The sequence below is a fragment of the Mycobacterium lacus genome (genome assembly GCF_010731535.1).
Lineage (GTDB): Bacteria > Actinomycetota > Actinomycetes > Mycobacteriales > Mycobacteriaceae > Mycobacterium > Mycobacterium lacus.
In genome coordinates, this window is sequence record NZ_AP022581.1 from 4,666,308 (window position 1) to 4,686,008 (window position 19,701).

21 protein-coding genes are annotated in these 19,701 nt (G+C 66.8%); 8 read left to right on the forward strand and 13 right to left on the reverse strand.

From position 1 onward, the window contains the following. Positions 1-273: 273 nt before the first annotated feature. The 3 genes from G6N24_RS21535 to G6N24_RS23775 form a co-directional block, all read right to left on the reverse strand. Entirely contained in the window at positions 274-807 is a 534-nt protein-coding gene (locus tag G6N24_RS21535) for a peptidase (RefSeq protein WP_085162740.1), read from the reverse strand. Positions 808-1,018: 211 nt separating this feature from the next. Continuing rightward, the gene (locus G6N24_RS21540; protein WP_085162692.1) at positions 1,019-1,642 is read right to left on the reverse strand and encodes a superoxide dismutase; all 624 of its coding nucleotides are present in this window, start codon (positions 1,640-1,642) and stop codon (positions 1,019-1,021) included. A gap of 171 nt (positions 1,643-1,813) precedes the next feature. Beyond that, positions 1,814-1,969 (reverse strand): hypothetical protein, encoded by a 156-nt coding sequence (locus G6N24_RS23775; RefSeq protein ID WP_169716105.1) that lies wholly within the window; start codon positions 1,967-1,969, stop codon positions 1,814-1,816. Positions 1,970-2,396: 427 nt separating this feature from the next. Here G6N24_RS23775 and G6N24_RS21545 point away from each other — a divergent pair, with 427 nt between their 5' ends. Beyond that, entirely contained in the window at positions 2,397-3,431 is a 1,035-nt protein-coding gene (locus G6N24_RS21545; protein ID WP_085162693.1) for a DUF4328 domain-containing protein, read from the forward strand. A 4-nt stretch (positions 3,432-3,435) separates the two neighbouring features. Then, positions 3,436-4,260, forward strand: coding sequence for a glycerophosphodiester phosphodiesterase (locus G6N24_RS21550; RefSeq protein ID WP_085162694.1), 825 nt, complete (start codon positions 3,436-3,438; stop codon positions 4,258-4,260). 7 nt (positions 4,261-4,267) lie between these two features. Here the strand turns inward: G6N24_RS21550 and G6N24_RS21555 are convergent, their stop codons facing one another. Both G6N24_RS21555 and G6N24_RS21560 read right to left on the reverse strand, forming a co-directional pair. Beyond that, positions 4,268-4,813 (reverse strand): ferritin, encoded by a 546-nt coding sequence (locus tag G6N24_RS21555; RefSeq protein WP_085162695.1) that lies wholly within the window; start codon positions 4,811-4,813, stop codon positions 4,268-4,270. Positions 4,814-4,991: 178 nt separating this feature from the next. After that, entirely contained in the window at positions 4,992-6,137 is a 1,146-nt protein-coding gene (locus G6N24_RS21560) for an LCP family protein (protein ID WP_085162696.1), read from the reverse strand. Between the two features lie 412 nt (positions 6,138-6,549). Between G6N24_RS21560 and G6N24_RS21565 the strand changes: the two genes are divergently transcribed. Continuing rightward, positions 6,550-8,163 (forward strand): PPE family protein, encoded by a 1,614-nt coding sequence (locus G6N24_RS21565; RefSeq protein WP_085162697.1) that lies wholly within the window; start codon positions 6,550-6,552, stop codon positions 8,161-8,163. Between the two features lie 21 nt (positions 8,164-8,184). Here G6N24_RS21565 and G6N24_RS21570 read toward each other — a convergent pair whose 3' ends face one another. Continuing rightward, entirely contained in the window at positions 8,185-8,973 is a 789-nt protein-coding gene (locus G6N24_RS21570; RefSeq protein WP_085162698.1) for a DUF2470 domain-containing protein, read from the reverse strand. Between the two features lie 95 nt (positions 8,974-9,068). Between G6N24_RS21570 and pheA the strand changes: the two genes are divergently transcribed. Together pheA and G6N24_RS21580 are read left to right on the forward strand one after the other, a co-directional pair. Beyond that, positions 9,069-10,037 carry a prephenate dehydratase gene (pheA, locus tag G6N24_RS21575; RefSeq protein ID WP_139822607.1) on the forward strand — a complete coding sequence of 323 codons (969 nt, stop codon included), beginning with the start codon at positions 9,069-9,071 and terminating at the stop codon, positions 10,035-10,037. Continuing rightward, positions 10,034-10,729: a histidine phosphatase family protein gene (locus tag G6N24_RS21580; protein WP_085162700.1), complete on the forward strand. Its 696-nt coding sequence runs from the start codon at positions 10,034-10,036 to the stop codon at positions 10,727-10,729. Before pheA ends, G6N24_RS21580 begins: the two co-directional genes overlap by 4 nt. Here the strand turns inward: G6N24_RS21580 and G6N24_RS25140 are convergent. Genes G6N24_RS25140 through G6N24_RS21590 form a run of 3 tightly spaced genes read right to left on the reverse strand, consistent with a single transcriptional unit; the run spans position 10,706 to position 12,658 of the window. Beyond that, on the reverse strand, positions 10,706-10,924 hold the full coding sequence (locus G6N24_RS25140) for a hypothetical protein (protein WP_085162701.1): 219 nt from the start codon (positions 10,922-10,924) through the stop codon (positions 10,706-10,708). The two genes, G6N24_RS21580 and G6N24_RS25140, sit on opposite strands and share 24 nt — an antisense overlap. 59 nt (positions 10,925-10,983) lie before the next feature. Continuing rightward, positions 10,984-11,334 carry a metallopeptidase family protein gene (locus tag G6N24_RS21585; protein ID WP_085162702.1) on the reverse strand — a complete coding sequence of 117 codons (351 nt, stop codon included), beginning with the start codon at positions 11,332-11,334 and terminating at the stop codon, positions 10,984-10,986. A 4-nt stretch (positions 11,335-11,338) separates the two neighbouring features. Beyond that, positions 11,339-12,658: a septum formation family protein gene (locus G6N24_RS21590; protein WP_139822608.1), complete on the reverse strand. Its 1,320-nt coding sequence runs from the start codon at positions 12,656-12,658 to the stop codon at positions 11,339-11,341. A gap of 115 nt (positions 12,659-12,773) precedes the next feature. On the opposite strand from G6N24_RS21590, the gene serS reads away from it, so the two are divergent. Next, positions 12,774-14,030, forward strand: a complete 1,257-nt coding sequence (gene serS / locus G6N24_RS21595) for a serine--tRNA ligase (protein WP_085162704.1) — start codon at positions 12,774-12,776, stop codon at positions 14,028-14,030. A gap of 60 nt (positions 14,031-14,090) precedes the next feature. On the opposite strand, the gene G6N24_RS21600 is transcribed toward serS, so the two are convergent. After that, on the reverse strand, positions 14,091-14,549 hold the full coding sequence (locus G6N24_RS21600) for a DUF2834 domain-containing protein (protein ID WP_085162705.1): 459 nt from the start codon (positions 14,547-14,549) through the stop codon (positions 14,091-14,093). A gap of 68 nt (positions 14,550-14,617) precedes the next feature. Here G6N24_RS21600 and G6N24_RS21605 point away from each other — a divergent pair, with 68 nt between their 5' ends. Both G6N24_RS21605 and G6N24_RS21610 read left to right on the forward strand, forming a co-directional pair. Further along, a complete protein-coding gene (locus G6N24_RS21605; protein WP_085162706.1) occupies positions 14,618-15,244 on the forward strand; it encodes a TetR/AcrR family transcriptional regulator in 627 nt (208 codons plus the stop codon). A 50-nt stretch (positions 15,245-15,294) separates the two neighbouring features. Next, entirely contained in the window at positions 15,295-16,881 is a 1,587-nt protein-coding gene (locus tag G6N24_RS21610; RefSeq protein ID WP_085162707.1) for a phytoene desaturase family protein, read from the forward strand. 76 nt (positions 16,882-16,957) lie between these two features. Here G6N24_RS21610 and G6N24_RS21615 read toward each other — a convergent pair whose 3' ends face one another. The 3 genes from G6N24_RS21615 to G6N24_RS21625 form a co-directional block, all read right to left on the reverse strand. Continuing rightward, positions 16,958-17,281: a hypothetical protein gene (locus G6N24_RS21615; RefSeq protein WP_085162708.1), complete on the reverse strand. Its 324-nt coding sequence runs from the start codon at positions 17,279-17,281 to the stop codon at positions 16,958-16,960. Then, complete coding sequence (locus G6N24_RS21620; RefSeq protein WP_085162709.1) at positions 17,278-18,828, reverse strand: MBL fold metallo-hydrolase; 1,551 nt, start codon at positions 18,826-18,828, stop codon at positions 17,278-17,280. The genes G6N24_RS21615 and G6N24_RS21620 overlap by 4 nt, the downstream gene beginning before the upstream one ends. 65 nt (positions 18,829-18,893) lie before the next feature. Further along, positions 18,894-19,643, reverse strand: coding sequence for a phosphotransferase (locus G6N24_RS21625; RefSeq protein ID WP_085162710.1), 750 nt, complete (start codon positions 19,641-19,643; stop codon positions 18,894-18,896). Between the last annotated feature and the right edge of the window lie 58 nt (positions 19,644-19,701).

Genomic DNA, 19,701 nt, shown 5'->3' on the forward strand with positions numbered 1-19,701 from the left:
ACGACCTTTCGACGCGTTGTCGGTGACCGTCTGGGGCCAATCCGGTCATCCGAACATCGGTCGAAGGTCTCACCCACCGTCCAATCGGAGTCCAATCGGAACGGTTCGCCGGCCGGGCTATTCGCCAGCATGTCGACTCGACGATTCGGGGCTACTCCCCTTCGCTAACGATCCCCAGGCTAGCGGGCATACCCGGGGTGCGCTAGGACGGAGACGATGTTCGGATACCCGTATTTCTCGGTTCGATGCCCGAACTAATTGGTTCGAATTTCCTTATGCCGCAAGCAGCATCGCCAGAATCGCGGTGTCGGGGTGGCTGATCGGGTCGACGCCGACGCGGCTCACCATCGACGTGATGGTGCCGTCGGCCTCCGCTTCCACCCAGGCCGCCCGGTGCTCGAGTCCCAGATACGGCAATCCCGGCAGCAGGACGCATCCCGACGCCGCTCCGGTGCACTCCGGTAACGACGGCGTCGTCTCCGAAGGTGGATGCAGCATCAACAACGCGGGGGGCTGATGATGAGCGAAGTAGCCGGGCTGGATGGCTTTGTCGCCGAAGACCGTGCCCTCGGCCAGCACGAGGCCGACGGTGCCCGGCTCGGGCTCGTCGGGCAACTCCTCGCGGGCACCGAACACGGTCGTGGTGGAAAGCAATCCCGGCAGCGAGGCGACGCGAACCGCGACCATCAACAATTGCGCCCATTCCTTGGTGGAATCAGGCCAACGGCCGGAGATCACGAACCCTTTCAGGGCGCCACGAGAATGAAAGGGAGTAACCCCTATAGGCTCACTCGACCCGGTATTCATCTCGCCCTCCGTGAACGCCTCCGTCCGAATAACCACGCTGGTAGTTCGAATAATGATAGCTCGAGTAATTAAGCATGCGCGGGGTTTACCCGCGTTGCAACGCGACACGGCTACGCGTGGTCGCGTTCACAAAGCTGCTCCATGTGAGGCCCACCGAAAGGCAAGGGCGCCACGCGATGCGCGTGACGCCCAGGCCGCGAGGTGGCTGGAGTCAGCCGAATATCAGCCCTTGGGTTTTCGACGTTGCCGCCGCGTAGCGCGACTGCACGTCGGCCCAGTTCACGACGTTCCAGAACGCCTTGGCGAAGTCGACCTTCACATTCTTGTACTGCAGGTAAAAGGCGTGTTCCCACATGTCCAGCAGCAGCAGCGGAACAATACCGAGCGGGAAGTTGGACTGATGGTCATACACCTGGAATATCAACAGCTTGTTGCTCAGCGTGTCCCAGCCGAGCGCCGCCCATCCCGAACCCTGCACGGTGGTGGCGGCTGCGTGGAACTGCGCGCGAAACTTGTCGAACGATCCAAACGCGTCGTCGATGGCGGCGGCGAGCTCGCCGGTCGGCTTGTCACCACCGTTGGGCGACAGGTTCTTCCACCAGATGGTGTGGTTGACGTGGCCGCTGAGGTTGAAAGCCAGATTCTTTTCGTTCAGCAAGATCGCCGAGTGGTCGTCCTTGGCGCGGGCCTCTTCCAGTTTGGCGACGGCGTCGTTGGCACCCTTGACGTAGGTAGCGTGGTGCTTGCTGTGGTGAAGCTCGTTGATCTGACCTGAGATGTGCGGTTCCAGCGCTCCGTAGTCCCAGTCCAGGTCGGGCAATGTGTATTCCGCCACGGCGTTCCTTCCTTCGATGAAGAGTGGTCGTCTGACACGTCCTTCGCGTGGGTTGCCCCACACGACGGGGCGGGCTGGCCCCTAGCCTGACACGTCAACCCTGCTCTATGACCGCGCGCGCCGCAAGAACGACTGCTGCGGGTAGCTACCCGGAGCCCCGTTGGCGCACCTTCAAGACAAAATGATGAGCAGCAGAACTGCGAACAGTGCCAGCGCGATCAGGCCGGCGCGTAAAGCGGCGACGACGTAGGCGTGGTTCCAAGCCGGCGATCCGGAATATGAGTTCGACGGAGATGCCGACCCCGGACCGAACGAGTGCGTGGTCATCGACCGCCTTTCACCAGTACCGTCACCTCGCCGCAGTGAGGTGAGTCACACGAACGTCGCGATCGCGATAATAGCCTCTGGTGAACGACTTCAACAATTGGCGGGCGGACGGGGCGCTGAGCTGCGCATTCGCCGAGACGCGGGCGCCGGCACCGGCGGTGGGCGGGGTACCTTGCGCGCCGCCGGTTAGCCGGGCGCAGTGGCCGGTAGTCAGACGGACACGGCATTCGCTCCAGCGCTCGCGCGGCTGTCGATGACGTGCGTCGAGTGCGTGGTGTTATCCACAGTCGCGATCCGGCTCGGCGATAGAGGCTGTGGCGATGAGTTGGACGCCGGCGGGTCCGTTGTGGATAAACCTGTGGAAACTGTGGATAGCCATACGTAGCTGGCGAACCCGCGTCGTCGCGCCACCCATTAGGCTGGTCCGGTGATCCAGGTGTGCTCCCAATGCGGCACGCGGTGGAACGTCCGCGAGCGGCAGCGCCAGTGGTGCCCCCGCTGTCGCGGGGCGCTGATGGCACCCCTGGCGGACATGCCACCCGCGGACCCGCGCTGGGGCACGTACCCCCGCCCGCAGGTGCCAACCGCCCCCGTCGCGCGGCGCACACCGCCGCGGCTTCCCCCAGGTTTTCGATGGATTGCGGTGCGTCCCGGCGCCGCACCGCCGATACGGCGCCCTCGGCGGCCTCGCGGGCCGACTCCGCGCTACGCGGTGATGCCGCGTTGGGGGCTGGCTGACCATGTTGCCCACGCGCCGGCGTTGGCCGCAGCAGCGACAAAGGCCGGGCCATCGGCAGGGGCGGTGCGCACCGCGCTGTTCGTCAACGTGCTGGTGCTCGGCATCGCCGCACTGGTGTACGCAGTGCGATACGTGCTGTTGATCATCAACCGCAACACCTTGCTGAACTCGATGGTGGCTGGCGCCGCGGTCTGGCTGGGGATAGTGGCCAGTGTGGCGGCCATCGCGGCGGTGTTCACGTCGATCATGGTGCTGGTCCGCTGGTTGATCGCGCGCCGGGCCGCCGCCTTCAAACATCACGGTCTGCCGGAGCGGCGGTCTGTCCGGCAATTGGTGGCCGGTTGCCTGCTGCCGCTAGTCAATCTGCTGTGGGCACCGGTCTACGTCATCGAGCTGGCGATGATCGAAGACCACTACACCCGGCTCCGCAGACCGATTGTGGTGTGGTGGATCGCGTGGGTGGTCAGCAACGCGGTATCGATCTTCGCCATCCTGACCAGCTTTGCCACCGACGCCCAGGGTATCGCGAATAACACGCTGCTGATGGTGCTCGCCTATGTGCTCGCGGCCGCGACGGTGGCCGCCGTCGGCCGGGTCTTTGAGGGCTTCGAGCGCAAGCCGGTGGAAAGGCCCGCGCATCGTTGGGTTGTGGTGCCGGATCGGCCCGCCGTGGCCGCTTCCACCGGTCCGGTTGAGATGGAGGGCCGGGAACCGGCAGCATAGACACATGATGAGGGCAGACGAGGTGCTGGCCGGGCATCCTTTCGTGGTCGCCCACCGGGGCGCTTCGGCTGCTCGACCGGAACATACGCTGGCCGCCTATGACCTCGCCCTCAAAGAGGGCGCCGATGGCGTGGAATGCGACGTGCGGCTCACTCGCGACGGTCATCTGGTGTGCGTCCACGACCGCCGCCTGGACCGGACCTCAACCGGAGTGGGTCTGGTCAGCACGATGACACTGGCCCAGCTCCGCGAGCTGGAGTACGGCGCATGGCACGACAGTTGGCGTCCGGACGGTACGCATGGTGATACCAGCCTGCTGACGCTGGACGCCCTTGTCGCCCTGGTTCTTGACTGGCACCGGCCGGTGAAGTTGTTCATCGAGACCAAACACCCAGTCCGGTACGGCGCGCTGGTGGAAAGCAAGCTGCTGGCGCTTCTACACCGCTTCGGGATCGCCGCGCCGGCCTCCGCCGACCGATCTCGCGCGGTGGTGATGTCGTTTTCGGCGGCGGCGGTTTGGCGGGTGCGGCGAGCCGCACCACTGCTGCCGACGGTGCTGCTGGGCAAGACCGCCCGCTACCTGAACAGCAGCGCGGCCACCGCCGTCGGGGCCACCGCCGTCGGGCCCTCGCTGCCGGCGCTCAAGGAGTATCCGCAACTCGTCGACCGGGCCATCGCCCAGGGCCGGGCGGTGTATTGCTGGAACGTCGACGAGTACGAAGACATCGACTTTTGCCGGGATATTGGGGTGGCCTGGCTCGCGACGCACCACCCAGGACGCACCAAGGCCTGGTTAGAGAATGGTCGCCTAGACAAGCGCCGCAGCTAGCCGATCTCTACAGGTGGCCGCCCGCGGCTTTCGGCGCACCGGAGCCCGACGGGGCAGGGCCAATCTCGCGGGCGACGAAGTTCTCCAGTTCGAAGTAGTTGTCGCCAGCGCGATCCGCAACCCGCAGCAGGGTGGTCATCAGCGCCATCTCTTCGATCTGCTCCTGAAGGAACCACTGCATGAACTGTTCGCCGAGGTAGTCGCCCTCGTCGCGGGCCGCTGCCGTGAGCCGGCTGACCTGTTCGGTAACCGCGCGCTCCTGTTCGAGTGCCAGCGCCAGCGCGTCGCGCGGTCGTGCGAATTGATTGCGCACCGTGTCCACGCCCGGGATTTCGACGCGGACGTCGCGGTCGAGCAGATGTTGGACCAGCATCATGGCGTGATTTCGTTCCTCGACCGCTTGGCTGTAAAAATGCTTCGCCAATTGCGGTAAGTCGGAACCGTCGAAATAAACGGCGATCGCGATGTATTGCTGCGCGCTCGTGAACTCGTTGAATATCTGGTCTTGCAGCAGTGCGTGAAATTTCGTCTTGGGTCCGTCGTAGTCGCTCATAAATGGCAGGTTAGCGCAGGTAGATCACGATCTGCAACGAAGGTACGGCTTACTCAGGAAAGGTTTTCCTAAGATCCCTGCCGCCACTAAAGTCCGGTATTACGCAGGCCAGCTTTGCCTAACCAAAGCAAGCCTTTGTAGAAATGTCGAATTCTATTCGTTGGGCACGCGTGGATCGCTATGGCTGCCCGACGACCGCCGAGGCCGGCACCGGCGCGTCGTTGGCCAGGGCGTCGAACAACTCGCGGGCCGCGTCGTGGTTCCACACCAGCACAGACCCGGCGTCGCCGGTGGTGAACTCACCGGGCGGGACGGTCAGCGCGGTGGTCGGTCCGTGCAAGGCCCAGCCGAGTCGGGCTAGGTCCCAGGCGTGGTCACCCTGGTCGACGGTCAAGGCGTCGGCGGCCGCACGCGGCACCGCGTACCAGCGCCAGGGATCGAGCCACACCATCGGGCTGGCGGCGCGCTGCACCAGCGCCGACATGACCTGCCGTTGGTTCTTCATCCGGTCCAGGTCTGCCCGCGGCGTTGCCCGGGTCCTGACGAAACCTAGCGCAGTGCGGCCCTCCAGGTTCTGGCAGCCAGCGGGCAGGTCGATGCCGGCGAGGGGATCGCTGATCGGCTCGGCCGGGCACACGGTGACCCCGCCGAGCGCGTCGACCACGCCCGCGAACGCACCGAATCCGACCTCGGCGTAGTGGTCCAGCCGCAGGCCGGTGGCCTGTTCGACGGTCTGGATGAGCAGGGGCGCCCCGCCCGCGGCGAATGCCGCGTTGATTTTGTCCCTGCCATGACCGGGAATCGGTACATACGAATCGCGCGGTATCGACACCAAGGTTGTCGGGGCATCAGAGCCAAACCCCGGCAGGTGCACCAGCAGGATGGTGTCGGTGCGACCGCTGCCGATGTCACCGCCGGTGGCCAGTTCCTTCTGCTGGTCGACGGTGAGGCCTTCGCGGCTGTCCGAGCCGACGAGCAGCCAGTTCGTGCCGCTCCCGCGGGCCGGCCGGTCGGGGTAGTCGCCGAGTACCGGCTCGCGGTGCAGTGAGGTGTCGAGCCAGGCGGCCCCGCCGAGGATGCCGGCGCCGGCGAACAGCAGAACCATGAGCAGGCTCAGCGCCAGCACCCGGCCCCAGCGGCGCCGGCCGCGGTTGCGGCGCGCCTTCGGGGCGACCGGACGCGGCGGCCGCGTGGTGCTGCGCCGTGGCGGCGCAGCACCTGCGCGGACCGCGGGTGACTTCGGGCGCTGCAGCGGCAGGGTGTTTTCGGCCGCTCGTGGTGGCGGGCCGGGCCGACGGCGGATCACCGGCCTGTCCTCATTCATTCGCATCCGTTTCTGCGCGGCGGGCCTGGCGCACGTTGTCTTGAAGCGTGTGAACGAAATGCCGCATGGAACGGGCCCTCGATAAGCGTGCACTTCTGCTTGCAAGGCACACTTCAGTTAGCCGCAAGTATGCGTCCCCACTGACGCGGGCTACACCCGTGCTGTCGTCGCACACGGCCGTGAACCGGACGACATGCTTACGAATGACGCAAGTATACATGCGAAATCTTCTGCTAGACGCCGATTCGTGTGATTCATAGCGTAATTTCACCGCGCAAATGGTGGCGCCGAGCGGCACGGGCAATGCGAGCGAGCAATACCCCGATAAGCCATTCAGTGTTGCCGGCGGAGATCAATTCGTTGCGGATTGTTTGCCGGTGCGGCGACCGGTGAAACGGGTAGGAGGCCGACAATGGTCAATTTTGCGGTGTTGCCGCCGGAAGTCAATTCTTTGCAGATGTTCACCGGTGCCGGTTCGGCGCCAATGCTGGACGCTGCGGCCGCGTGGGACGGGCTGGCTTCGGAGTTGGGGGCAGCGGCGTCGTCGTTTTCGTCGGTGACCTCGGGGTTGGCCGGTCAGGCCTGGCAGGGTGCGGCGTCGGCGGCGATGGCGGCGGCCGCGGCCCCGTATGCGGGGTTCCTCGGCGCGGCGGCCACCCAAGCACAAGCGGCCGCCGCGCAGGCCAAAACGGTGGCCGCTGTGTTCGAGGCCGCGCGGGCCGCGACGATTCATCCGCTGGCGGTGGCGGCCAACCGCACCGCGTTCGTGCAGCTGGTGCGGTCAAACTTCTTGGGACTGAATGCGCCGGCGATCATGGCCGCCGAGTCCGCCTACGAGCAGATGTGGGCCGCCGATGTGGCGGCGATGACGGGCTATCACGCCGGGGCGTCGGCGGCGGCCGCGCAGTTGGTCCCGTTGCCGGCCAGTCTGCAGCAGTTCCTGCAGGGCCTGCCCAACCTGGGCATCGGCAATAGAGGTAACGCCAACATCGGTAGCGGCAACACCGGCAGCGGCAACGTGGGGGACGGCAACAAGGGCAGCTCCAACCTGGGCGGCGGGAACATCGGCAACAACAACACCGGCGGCGGAAACAGGGGCAACGATAACGTCGGCGCCGGAAACGTCGGCAATGGAAACATCGGCTTCGGAAACAATGGCACCACCGGCCACAACGTGGGCATGGGGAACACCGGCAACAACAACGTCGGCTTGGGAAACAGTGGCGATGGAAATAGGGGCGGGGGAAACGCGGGTAACAACAACATCGGTGGTGGGAACACCGGCAACAACAACTTCGGTTTTGGAAACACCGGCAACAACAACATTGGGATCGGGCTCACCGGCGACAATCAGGTGGGCATCAACTTGCCCGGGCTGTTGAATTCGGGCAGTGGCAACATCGGCTTCGGGAACTCGGGCACCAACAACATCGGCTTCTTCAACTCCGGTGACGGCAACATCGGCGTCTTCAGCACGGGCACCAATACCGTTATCCCGGGTCACCTCAACGGCCTTGGCTTCGGCAACTCGGGCAGCGGCAACATCGGCTTCGGGAACTCGGGCAGCGGCAACTTCGGCTTCGGGAACGCGGGCGACGTGAACACGGGCTTCGGGAACGCGGGCGACGAGAACACCGGCTTTGCGAACGCGGGCGACATAAACACGGGCTTTGCGAACGCGGGCGTCGCAAATACGGGCAAAGGGAATTCGGGGAACATCAACACGGGCTTCTGGAATTCGGGCAATGTGAATACCGGCTTCGGGGCCACCACCGACAGCGGCCTAACTAACTCGGGCTTCAACAACACCGGTACCGGAAACTCGGGCTTCAACAACACCGGTAACGGAAACTCGGGCGTCCTCAACACCAGCGGCGGCGGAATCGTTAACGGCTTCAGCTCGGGCATTGGAAACACCGGTGTCCCGGGCACCGCCTTTCCCGGCGCTAGCGGCTTCAACTCGGGCCTGTTCAACATGGGCACCGGTGTATCGGGCGTGCTTAACCTCAGTCGGCTGCTGTCGTAGCTCGGGCTGGGATTGAGTCCGTTACCGACGGGCGCGCAGCCCGTTGACGAACGGGCAACCCATCAGCACCCGGATGGCCTGGTTCAGCGCGGTCATGTCGTCCACCGGCTTGTGGAACGGCAGCCGGATGTCGCGGTCGCCGTCGTTGGCTTCGACGCGAAACCGCATGCCGTACCGGTCGAGACCAAGTGGGTGGACCTGCCCGCGTCGCAGCGGCGCCGGCAGCCTGGAGACCAGTCGGGCGACGACGTCGTCGTGCGCGGTGGCCAGGTGCCAGAGCAGGGTGGATTCGATCTCGCAGAACGGGTCGGGTCGCGCGTCAAGTAGCTCCGCGGCGGTAACGGGCTCGGCGCCGGTGGCATCGGTCACCACCACTGACGCGATCTCCAACCGCATCAGGGTGTATCGCGTGTCCTCCCCGTCGGCCGGCGCGGAATTCGGCCTATTGATTTGCAGCAGAGCCGGATCCGGGTTCTCGGTGGCCATCAGGTCGAGCATCGTGGCCACCGCTCCCGATGGGATCTGGTGGAGACGGCCGCGGACCCACACCAGCGAACGGACCGGTTCACGCAGCGGTAGCGGCGCGTAGTCGGTCAGCTCCAGCAGCGCCTGCGATCCGTCGATCGCGCAATGAGCCGGGCCGCGGTCGACGGGGACCGCCACGGCGAAGGATCCGTCGCGTAGCAGATGGTGTAGCGGGGTGGCTACCGGGTCGTCGGACTCGACGGCCAGGAGGGCGCCGCCGGCCCGCGCGCAGGCACTGCGAACGCGTTCGGCAGTCGTCGGGACGAGGCTGGTCATCGGCAGCACAGCGACTCCTTAATTTAGGTAAGCCTAAGTTAACTTAGTCGGCCGAGGCGCCGCAAGGGGTTGGTCGGCCGGCAAGCGCCGTTAGGGTTGTGAGCGTGGCCCGCATCGCTTACCTCGGTCCGGAAGGGACATTCACCGAGGCGGCGCTGCTCAAGATGACGGCCGCCGGCCTGGTTCCCCAATGCGCGCGGGATGCCCCGCGGCGCTTGCCGTTCGAGAGCACGCCCGCGGCACTGGACGCCGTCCGCGAGGGCGTCGTCGACTATGCGTGCGTGCCGATCGAGAACTCGATCGACGGGTCGGTGATGCCCACCTTGGACAGCCTGGCCATCGGTTCTCCCGTGCAGGTGTTCGCCGAGACGACGCTCGACGTGAGCTTCAGCATCGCCGTCAGACCCGGCCGCACCGCCGCCGACGTGCGCACCTTGGCGGCCTTCCCGGTGGCGGGCGCACAGGTACGGCGGTGGCTGGCCGCGCACCTCCCCGGGGTGGCGCCGCGGCCGGCGTATTCCAACGCCGACGCCGCCCGGCAGGTGGCGGACGGCGAGGTCGATGCCGCGGTGACTTCACCGCTGGCCGCCACCCGGTGGGGGTTGGCGCCGCTGGCCGAGGGTGTCGTCGACGAATCCAACGCGCGCACCCGCTTCGTCCTGGCTGGCCTGCCGGCGCCGCCGCCGGCCCGCACCGGGGCGGATCGCACATCGGTGGTTTTGCGCATCGACAACGTGCCCGGCGCGCTGCTGGCTGCGCTGGCCGAATTCGGCATTCGCGGCATCGACCTCACCCGCGTCGAATCCCGGCCTACCCGCACCGAACTGGGCACCTACCTGTTCTTCGTGGACTGCGTCGGCCATATCGACGACGGCGCCGTCGCCGAGGCACTCAAGGCGCTGCACCGTCGTTGTGCGGATGTGCGGTATCTGGGTTCCTGGCCGACCGGCCTGGTCAGCGGCGCGCAGCCGCCGCCGGTCGATGAGGCATCGAACTGGCTGGCGCGGGTGCGGGCGGGCAAACCCGCGCAGTCCGGGCCCGAGGGATCCGGGCCCAAGGGATCCGGGCAATGAGCGGTCGTCTGGTGCTGCTGCGGCACGGTCAGTCCTACGGCAACGTCGAGCGCAGGTTGGACACCCGGCCGCCCGGGACCGCGCTCACACCTTTGGGTCGTGACCAGGCGCGGGTGTTCGCGTCGGGTTGCGCACGCCCCGCAATGCTCGTGCATTCGGTGGCCATCAGGGCGTCGGAGACCGCCGCGGTGATCGGCGCCCAACTCGGCCTGCCGGCCCACGAATGCGCCGGCATTCACGAGGTGCAGGTCGGCGAGCTGGAAAACCGCAACGACGAAGAGGCGGTCGCGGAATTCAACGCCATCTACGACCGCTGGCAGCGCGGCGAGCTCGACGTGCGGCTGCCCGGTGGCGAGACGGGCAACGACGTGTTGGACCGCTACGTGCCGGTGCTCACCGACTTGCGCATGCGCTACCTCGACAACGACGACTGGGCAGGCGACATCGTCGTCGTCAGCCATGGTGCGGCGATCCGGCTGACCTGCGCCGTGCTGGCCGGCGTGGACGGTGCCTTTGTGCTGGACAACCATCTGGGCAACGCCGAATCGGTGGTGCTCGCGCCGATCACCGACGGGCGGTGGAGCTGCCTGCGGTGGGGAACTCGAACGCCCCCCTTCTATCCCGAGCAGTATGAATCCGGGGCCGGCCCCGTCATACACGTGGTGAGGTCAAGCACCGATCCGATGGGCTGATCCGACCGGGGCAGCCGGGACCGATTCGGCGCAGCGGCAGCCGACGGCGTCACAGTCCACGACGAAAGTGTGCCGCAAAAGCTCGGGGCTGACGCACTCCGGCTCGGTGCACTCCGGGCGGCCCACTGGGTGATGAATGAGGGTGCCGTGGCAGTGATCCAAGCCTGCCCGGCAGTCGCGGCAGCCTGCGTTCATACGCCGTTCCTAGCATCCGGCGCGGACATTTCCGAGTTGCCGCGCCCGACCGAGGATTTCTAGGCCCAGCCCAGTTCGTCCAAGCGGTCGTCGTCGATCCCGAAGTGGTGGGCGATTTCATGGATCACCGTGATCGCCACCTGCTCGACGACCTCGTCGTCGGATTCGCAGACATCCAGCAACGCGTCGCGGTAGATCGTGATGGCGTCCGGCAGCGCTCCGGAATAGTCGGAGTCGCGCTCGGTCAACGCCACCCCTTCATACAGCCCGAGCAGGTCGCTGTCCTCCGGGTGCCGGTCGGCGACCAGCACGACGACGTTATCCATCGCGGCCGCCAGGTCGGGTGGGATCAGGTCCAGCGCGTCGGAGACCAATTCTTCGAACCGCTGCGGGTCCATCCGCACGGCCACCCGGCTAGCCCGCCGGTGGGGGTTCGGCGGCTGCGGGTGCCGGGGCTTCGGGTGGTGGCGGCGCGTCGCCGTCCTGCGGGGGCGGCGGGTTCCCCGGCGGTGCCTGGGTGGCCGGGGACGACGGTGCTTGCGTGGCCGGGGACGCGGGTGCCCGGGAGGGCGTGACCACCGGCTGTTGTGGGAGATGCTGATTGCCCGGTGGCATGGTCGGGACGGCATCGGCCGGGGCGCTGGGCGCCGGAAGCTGAAGGGGTATCGGTGGCAGGTTGAGCCGCTCCTCGGGAATGTCGGGCGGCGGTACCGGCGTCTGGCCGTTGATCAACAGCGCCCCCTTGGCGCTGTGCACCAAGGTGGCCCAACCGCCGTTGCCCAGCGTCGCGCCGATGCTGCAGGCGACCTCGCGGCTGCCCGCAAACCAGCTGGGCATCGAGAGGGTGCTGTAGATCAGCGTCAGCGTGGTGGTGCGCAATTTGATGGGCGCCAGGTAGCCATCCGTCATGCGGGTGCAGGCGTCCTTGATGTAGGTGTCCTGCTCGGGTTCGGCCGGCAGGGCGTTGGGGAACTTCTCGGCCAGATTGACGGTGCCGGTGACCTCCATCGCGTGCGGCGCCGCGCAGTCGACCGGGACGTCGATCGGTTGGTTGGTGGCCGTGTCGATGCCCAAGCAGGTGCCGGTCGGCCAGACCTTGGACTGGTCGATGTCGGCGACCTTGCCCTTGAACACGGCCTGTTGGTTGTTGGCGCCGGGCAGCTGCAGGCCGCACAACATGCGGCGCTCGCCAGCCTGGCGCCACGCCCGATCACCGGACCACAGCATGCTGACGCTGTACTTGCTGTTGGGGTCGAACTTGGTGCCGAGGTAGCGGTGCACGGCTGCCTCGCACTGCTCCTGGCTGATCTGCTGAATGCGGGCCGCGGACGGGGGCGCGGCGTTGGGCCCGTATTCGGAGCCGGGGAAGGTCCGCATGTCGATGGACTCGGCGACCTCAAACCGGTGGTCCTCGGTGCAGCGCACGATGCTTGCCGCCTCCGGCGCGCTTTCCGGCCACATCAGGCAATCACCGCTGGTGGCGCGGTTGAAGGCGGCGTTGCTCTTGGTACCGGCATTGGGCACCGGATTTGTGTGGATGTAGCCGGCCAATCGCCCCGGCCCGGCACCAACGGCGGGAATCGCGGTGACCAACCCGGCGATCAACAGGCCGCCCAGCGCGGTGAGCAGCAGCGCTCGCCTGGTCGCGGACGCCTGTAAGCCGCGCGGCCACCGGAACCCGGCCGGCGGCGCGGGGCTAGCTGGTGCAGCCTCTATCGGGGGCGTGTCGGACATCCGTTCCATTCTTGCAGGCCAATGCGGCCGCGTGACAAATGTTGCAGATGTGAGATCGGGGCTCGGGGTGGGCCGTCTGACGTCTGACCGGGGAGCCGAAAGTAGTCTTGCGGCCGTGATCGACCTTAAGCTGCTGCGGGAAGACCCCGAGGTCGTGCGCCGTTCTCAAGTCAGTCGTGGCGAAGACCCGGCGCTGGTGGACGCGTTGCTGACGGCCGACGCCGCCCGCCGGGCCGCGATTTCGGCCGCCGATGCCGTGCGCGCCCAACAGAAGACCGCCAGCAAGACCGTGGGCGCCGCGTCGGCCGACGAGCGCCCGGCGCTGTTGGCGCGCGCCAAGGAACTCGCCGAGCAGGTCAAGGCCGCCGAAGCGGACCAGGCCGAGGCCGAGGTGGCCTTCACCGCGGCGCACATGGCGATCTCGAACGTCGTCCTGGAGGGGGTCCCCGCCGGCGGGGAGGACGACTACGCGGTCCTCGACGTCGTCGGCGAACCCCGGGCGATCCAGCACCCACGGGATCACCTGGAACTCGGCGAGTCGCTGGGTCTGATCGACATGCGGCGCGGCGCCAAGGTGTCCGGGTCGCGGTTCTACTTCCTCACCGGCCGGGGCGCGCTGTTGCAACTGGGCCTGCTGCAGCTGGCGTTGCGGCTGGCGGTCGACAACGGCTTCATCCCGATGATCCCGCCGGTGCTGGTGCGCCCGGAGGTGATGTCGGGCACCGGATTCCTGGGTGCCCACGCCGAGGAGGTGTATCGGGTGGACGATCTCTACCTGGTGGGCACCTCCGAAGTGCCGCTGGCCGGCTATCACGCCGACGAGATCCTGGACCTGTCCGGCGGGCCGCTGCGGTACGTGGGCTGGTCGTCGTGTTTTCGCCGCGAGGCCGGCAGTCACGGCAAGGACACCCGCGGCATCATCCGGGTGCACCAATTCGACAAGGTGGAGGGCTTCGTCTACTGCGCACCGGCCGACGCCGAGGCCGAACACCAGCGGCTGCTGGGCTGGCAGCGCGAGATGCTGGCGCGCATCGAGGTGCCGTATCGGGTCATCGACGTGGCCGCGGGCGATCTCGGCTCGTCGGCGGCCCGCAAGTTCGACTGCGAGGCGTGGGTCCCGACGCAGGGGACCTACCGCGAGCTGACCTCGACGTCGAACTGCACCACCTTTCAGGCGCGCCGGCTGGCGACGCGCTACCGGGACGCGAACGGCAAGCCGCAGATCGCGGCCACCCTCAACGGCACGCTGGGCACCACCCGGTGGCTGGTTGCGATCCTGGAGAATCACCAGCAGCCCGACGGCAGTGTGCGGGTGCCCGAGGCGCTGGTCCCCTACGTCGGCACCGAGCTGCTGGAGCCGGCCTCCGCGTGAGCAGACGCAAAAGCCCCCATTTCGGTACGAAATTGGGGGCTTTTACGTCTGCTCACGCAACTAACTTAGGCGGCGTTGCCGTTCGACGGTGGCGAAGTAAAAGGCGAGCGCGAAGGCAAAGCTGGTGAACAGGCTGCTCACGAAGTACAGCCACGGTCGGCGTAGACCCCGCCGGTAGCCGTCCACGATGGAAAACAGCGGCAGCAGAATCACATTGGCGATCGTGTAGTCCTGGCTGGCCGAAGAGGCGGCCGGGTTGGTGAACATCAGCCGGATGTAGTCGGCCCAGCTGCCGGGCCCCCAGATCGGGTTGGTGGTGCCGGTTGAGTACTCCCGCACGAAGCGAATGTTGAAATACCAGCCCAGCGCGATCGACGCGATGCCGGCGACGTAGTACACGCATTCCAGCGGCGAGAACAACGGCCCCGTGGCCGGCCGGGCGAAGGCCTTGGGGTTCGACGCGATGATCCAGCCGATGACGGCGAGCCCGAGTAGTGCGTGGACGAGTAGCGAGACCATGGCCGCAGTGTCACCGCGGCTTGCAGTTTTGTCAATATTGACAGAACTTGTGCTGGTACCTTACTGGCATGGTCAGGCCCGCGCACACGGCGCGCAGCGAGCGCACCCGGGAGGCGCTGATCCGGGCCGCATCGGTGCGGTTCCTGGCTCAGGGTGTGGAGGACACCTCCGCCGAACAGATCGCGGCGGACGCCGGGGTGTCGCTGCGAACGTTCTATCGCCACTTCAGCTCCAAGCACGATCTATTGTTTGCCGACTACACCGGATTGAACTGGTTTCGTTCCGCGCTGGACGCCAGGCCGGCCGATGAATCGATCATCGATTCCGTGCGATCGGCCATCTTCGCGTTTCCCTATGACGTTGAGGCCGTGACGAAAATCGCCGCGCTAAGGGGCAACGAGCTCGAGCCGGGCCGCATCGTGCGGCACATCCAGGAAGTCCAGGCCGACTTCGCGGACGCTATTGCCGCACAGCTGCGCCGACGTAGCTGCACAGCGAATCAGACACGGGATGCCCGGTTGCGGGCCGCCGTGACAGCTCGCTGCATCGCGGCCGCGGTTTTCGGTGCGATGGAGTTCTGGATGGTCGGTAGCGATCGATCGCTGGGAGAGTTGGCGCGGGTGTGCCACGTGGCGCTGGAGGCGCTGCGAGCGGGGATCACCGAGGCCTGGGACGCCGGACCGGTTTCGTCATGATTGACAAAACTGTGGGTGCGTGCCAGCCTGCCTTTCGGAGGGCTGGGAGCATGTCTAAATCTGAGACGGGGTTCGACGCAATAGTCATCGGCGCCGGGCATAACGGCCTGACCGCGGCGGTGCTCCTGCAGCGGGCGGGGCTGCGGACCGTGTGCCTGGAAGCCAAGCGCTACGCCGGCGGCATGGCCTCCACGGTGGAGTTGTTCGACGGCTACCGGTTCGAGATCGCTGGATCGGTGCAGTTCCCGACGTCCGCCGCGGTCCTCGGCGAACTGGGCCTGGACACCCTGCCCACCGTCGACGTGGACGTCATGTCGGTAGCCCTGCGCGGTGTCGGGGACGATCCACTGGTCCAATACACCGACCCGATGAAGATGTTCGCCCACCTGGGCGAGGTGCACGGGGCGGACGCGGTCACCGGAATGGCGGGGCTGTTGGCGTGGAGCCAGGCGCCGACACGGGCGCTGGGCAGGTTCGAGGCGGGCACGCCGCCGAAGACCTTCGACGAGATGTATGCCTGTGCCACAAATGAATTCGAACGCTCCGCGATCGACGACATGTTGTTCGGCTCGGTCACCGACGTCTTGGACCGCTACTTCCCGGACCGCGAGAAGCACGGCGCCCTGCGCGGCTCGATGACCGTGCTGGCCGTCAACACCCTCTATCGCGGGCCGGCCATGCCGGGCAGCGCCGCCGCGCTCGCCTTTGGGCTGGGGATTCCCGATGGGGACTTCGTGCAGATGAAGAAGCTGCGCGGCGGCATCGGCGCGCTCACCGAGCATCTGGCCCGACTGCTGCAGAGCAACGGCGGCGACCTCCGGTTGCGTTCCAAGGTGACCGAGATCCTCGTCGCTAACGGCCGGGTGCGCGGGGTGCGGACCGAGGCCGGCGACACCTTGGGCGCCCCGATCGTGGTCTCCGCCATCGCGCCTGACGTCACGGTCAACGAGTTGATCGATCCCGCGGCGCTGCCGTGCGACATCCGGGACCGCTATTCGCGCATCGACCACCGCGGCAGCTACTTGCAGATGCACTTCGCCCTGGACGAGGCCCCCTGTTTCGCGGCGCCCTACGAGGCGCTCAACGAGCCGAGCATGCAGGCGTCGATAGGCATCTTCTGCACCCCGGAGGAAGTCCAGCGCCAGTGGGAAGATTGTCGACGTGGGATCGTGCCGGCCGATCCGACGCTCGTGTTGCAGGTCCCCTCGGTGCACGATCCGCACCTGGCGCCCGCGGGTAAGCACGCCGCATCGGCGTTCGCGCTGTGGTTCCCGATCGAGGGTGGGGCCGACTCGGCAGGCAAGGCAGGTTATGGTCCGGCAAAGGTCGAAATGGGGCGGCGGGTGATCGACAAGATCACCCGATTGGCGCCGAATTTCGAACGCAGCATCGTCCGGCACACCACCTTCACGCCCAAGCACATGGGCGTGATGTTCGGCGCTCCGGGGGGCGACTACTGCCATGGACTGCTGAACCCGGACCAGATCGGTCCCAACCGGCCCGGCCCGAAAGGCTTTCTCGGCCAGCCGATACCGCTTGCGGGGCTGTATCTGGGCAGTGCGGGATGCCACGGTGGCCCGGGGATCACGTTCATCCCCGGCTACAACGCCGGTCGTGCGGCGCTGGCTGACCTCTAGCCTTTCGCCGAGCGTGGTCTGAGTGCGAAAAATGGCGCCGGCCGAATCTCGCCGTCGGTTCACGTTCGGCGGGTGGCTAGGCTAGGAATTCGTCCAGCAATGCGGTGAAGTCGTCCGGACGGGCCGGGGTGCAGGCGGGTTGCGGGCGCTCGCCGGGTACGTCGAGGGTGACCAACGTCGATTTGAGGGGTCGGTACATGTCCAGCGGAAGCCAACGCCGCAAGTCGGGGCTGCCCCAAAGGTTGAACCGGACCAGGAACAGGCCAAGCGGCTCGGCCTTGTAGCCGCGGATCCTGTCCAGCGCGATGACCTTCGATGTGCCGGAAGGAAAGTGGTAGCGACGCAAGGTGAGTGCGGCCCGGTCCAGCTGGATCACGCCGTCGTCGTAAAACGGCATCATCGCCGCGCGCTCCGAAGCTCATGCCCCCGTGAGGTGAGGCAGCGGCCGCTGTCCAAGCACCATTGCCACCCGTGCAGGTTGCAGGTCAGCGTGTTGCCTTCCACCACACCGAATTTCGAGAGGTCGGCCTTGAGGTGGGGGCAGCGGCGCTGGATCTCCCAGCCGTCCAGCGTGATCGATGCCGAATCATCGTGAGTCTCGGCGAACCAGCCGTCGGCGTAGGCGATCCGTTCATCGGTCAGGCACTTGAAAAACGTGTACAGGTATTCGTTGTAGCCGCCGACGCGCCAGGCCCGGAAACGGGTGGACAAGAAGATGGTGTTGACCCAATCCGGTTCCTCGTCGCGCAGCGCGGTGCGCACCAGCTCCGGTTCGATCGCGAACCCGTACCGGAATTTCTCGTCGGGAATCCGTTCGCGCACAACTCGTTTCGGAAAGTCCAGGATCACCGTTTCGGGGCCGATGACAAGTTCGACGGGGTAGCCGATGCCGTCGCAGATCTCGTCGCTCTGCAGCATGATCGGCTCGAACAGTGCGCGCAACGGCTCCAACAGCGTCTCGCCGGCAGCGGGGGCCCAGCTCGCCTTCTCCGCCGCGAGCGCCGGCGCCATCCGGTCGGCATAATCGGCGATATAGGCGGCCTTGCCGGTGGTGAAGATGGCCTCGACCTGGTCGATGGGCAGCGGATGGTTCAGTGAATTCAGCCTCGCACCGGTGAAATTCGCGATCGACCCGGGAATCATCAGCAGGCCCCGGTCGTGGCCGTGGGCGCGCATCTGGTCCAGGAACACCATTTGGTCCGGGAAGATGTTGGCCGGCTCCCCGCGGTCGTCGTTGAGGTGGCGCAATTCGGGGTCCAAAAAGCACGGCGGCCCGGCCGACGGCACCACCCAGGTCGCACCGACCTGGGTGACGTACTGGCGCGCGCGGTCCATTCCCCGCTGCCGTTTCTGCGTGGCGAACGCCTCCTTGGCGCGGGCAGGCATGTCGTAGACCATCGGGTACCAGATCGCCCCGGAGTACTGCAGCATATGCACGTCGACATGGCCGAACTCCGACGCCAGCACGTCCAAATCCACCGGGCGCGCGTCGTTCATGTTGAAAGCCGTTGTCTCGCCGTCGGAAACCACCAGCGCCGAGTCGCCGAGCGGGCCGTCGGCGGGGGCCCGCAGGGAGATGATCATCACGTCGAGATGGCCCTCGGGTCCGTCGATCCGGTGCTTGACCGAGTCGGTGGTCTCGAAGAACCGGTGAAACCCCAGCTTCTGCAGCTCATTCCGTAAGTCGGGCACCGGAAAGTCGGGCAGCAGCACCATCGCGTCCTTGTTGACGTGCGCCCGCAGGTGCTTGGCGTCGAAGTGATCCTTGTGCAGGTGCGAGACATACAGGTAGTCGCAGTTGCCCAGCGTGTCCCAGTCCAGCGCGCTGTTGTCCGGGAAGGGGAACCAGGAGCCGAAGTAGGCGGGGTTGACCCAGGGGTCGCACAGGATGCTGCCCGCGTGGGTCTCGATCAGGAAGCCGGCGTGGCCTACGCTCGTGACCTGCACAAATACCTTTCTGGGGCCCTTTTGGCGGTTACAGTGCCGCCACGAGCTTAGCCCGAGGTGTCGGCTCAGGTATTGTCCGAGGCCTGCCACAGCCGCCGGTAGTACTCGATGCGCGCCAGGTCGGGCTCGACGCCGTAGGCGGCGAAGAACTCGGCGTCCCGGCCACGACCGGGATAGTTCCAGCGCAACGACAGCGTCGCCACCGCCAGGTCGGCCCACCGATCGGCCACGCCGAGGTCGCCGAAGTCGACGTGTCCGCAGCAGCGGCCGTCGTTGCCGATCAGTGTGTTGGGCGAGCATGCGTCGCCGTGACAGACCGCCAGCTTCTCGACCGGCGGCGGCTCGCCCAGGCTCGCCCGTCGGGCCGGCGCCACCCGTGCCAGCCGGCTGGCGGCCGACCAGTCGAACGGGCAGGACGAGACCGGCAAGCTGTCATGCAGCGTGCGTAGCCCGGCGGCGATCGCTCGCACCGCCGCATCGGGCGACGCCTGCCAGCGCGGGTGCACCGCGGACACGCCGGGCAGCCCGGCGGTGCGCAGCCACGCCCAGTCTCCGTCCAGGCCGGCACCGAGCACCGGCGGCGCCGCAACGTAGGGCGCCGCCCAGCGCAGCCGGCGCGCTTCGTCGGCAAAGTCGGCAGCAAAGTCGGTGGCGCCGCACTTGCCGACCTTGATGAACTCGCTGTTAGAGGTGGCGGCGCCCACCCGATAGGTGACGGCGCCCAACTCGTTGACCCACACCGCGCGCACGGGCCGGCCCGCGGAAAACCGGCTGACCACCGCGGGCACCGGCAGAGGGGATGACGGGAAGGACACCGTTCCTGTTTTCCTCAGTTCAGGCGGCTCACAGCCCGGAGCACTAGGCTGAGCTGCT

Bases quoted from the DNA above. Each gene is read 5' to 3' on its own strand.
- G6N24_RS21535 (WP_085162740.1), bottom strand. From the start codon at position 807: ATGAATACCGGGTCGAGTGAGCCTATAGGGGTTACTCCCTTTCATTCT.
- G6N24_RS23775 (WP_169716105.1), bottom strand. From the start codon at position 1,969: ATGACCACGCACTCGTTCGGTCCGGGGTCGGCATCTCCGTCGAACTCA.
- G6N24_RS21550 (WP_085162694.1), top strand. From the start codon at position 3,436: ATGATGAGGGCAGACGAGGTGCTGGCCGGGCATCCTTTCGTGGTCGCC.
- G6N24_RS21555 (WP_085162695.1), bottom strand. From the start codon at position 4,813: ATGAGCGACTACGACGGACCCAAGACGAAATTTCACGCACTGCTGCAA.
- G6N24_RS21560 (WP_085162696.1), bottom strand. From the start codon at position 6,137: ATGAATGAGGACAGGCCGGTGATCCGCCGTCGGCCCGGCCCGCCACCA.
- G6N24_RS21565 (WP_085162697.1), top strand. From the start codon at position 6,550: ATGGTCAATTTTGCGGTGTTGCCGCCGGAAGTCAATTCTTTGCAGATG.
- G6N24_RS21580 (WP_085162700.1), top strand. From the start codon at position 10,034: ATGAGCGGTCGTCTGGTGCTGCTGCGGCACGGTCAGTCCTACGGCAAC.
- G6N24_RS25140 (WP_085162701.1), bottom strand. From the start codon at position 10,924: ATGAACGCAGGCTGCCGCGACTGCCGGGCAGGCTTGGATCACTGCCAC.
- G6N24_RS21590 (WP_139822608.1), bottom strand. From the start codon at position 12,658: ATGTCCGACACGCCCCCGATAGAGGCTGCACCAGCTAGCCCCGCGCCG.
- G6N24_RS21600 (WP_085162705.1), bottom strand. From the start codon at position 14,549: ATGGTCTCGCTACTCGTCCACGCACTACTCGGGCTCGCCGTCATCGGC.
- G6N24_RS21605 (WP_085162706.1), top strand. From the start codon at position 14,618: ATGGTCAGGCCCGCGCACACGGCGCGCAGCGAGCGCACCCGGGAGGCG.
- G6N24_RS21610 (WP_085162707.1), top strand. From the start codon at position 15,295: ATGTCTAAATCTGAGACGGGGTTCGACGCAATAGTCATCGGCGCCGGG.
- G6N24_RS21615 (WP_085162708.1), bottom strand. From the start codon at position 17,281: ATGATGCCGTTTTACGACGACGGCGTGATCCAGCTGGACCGGGCCGCA.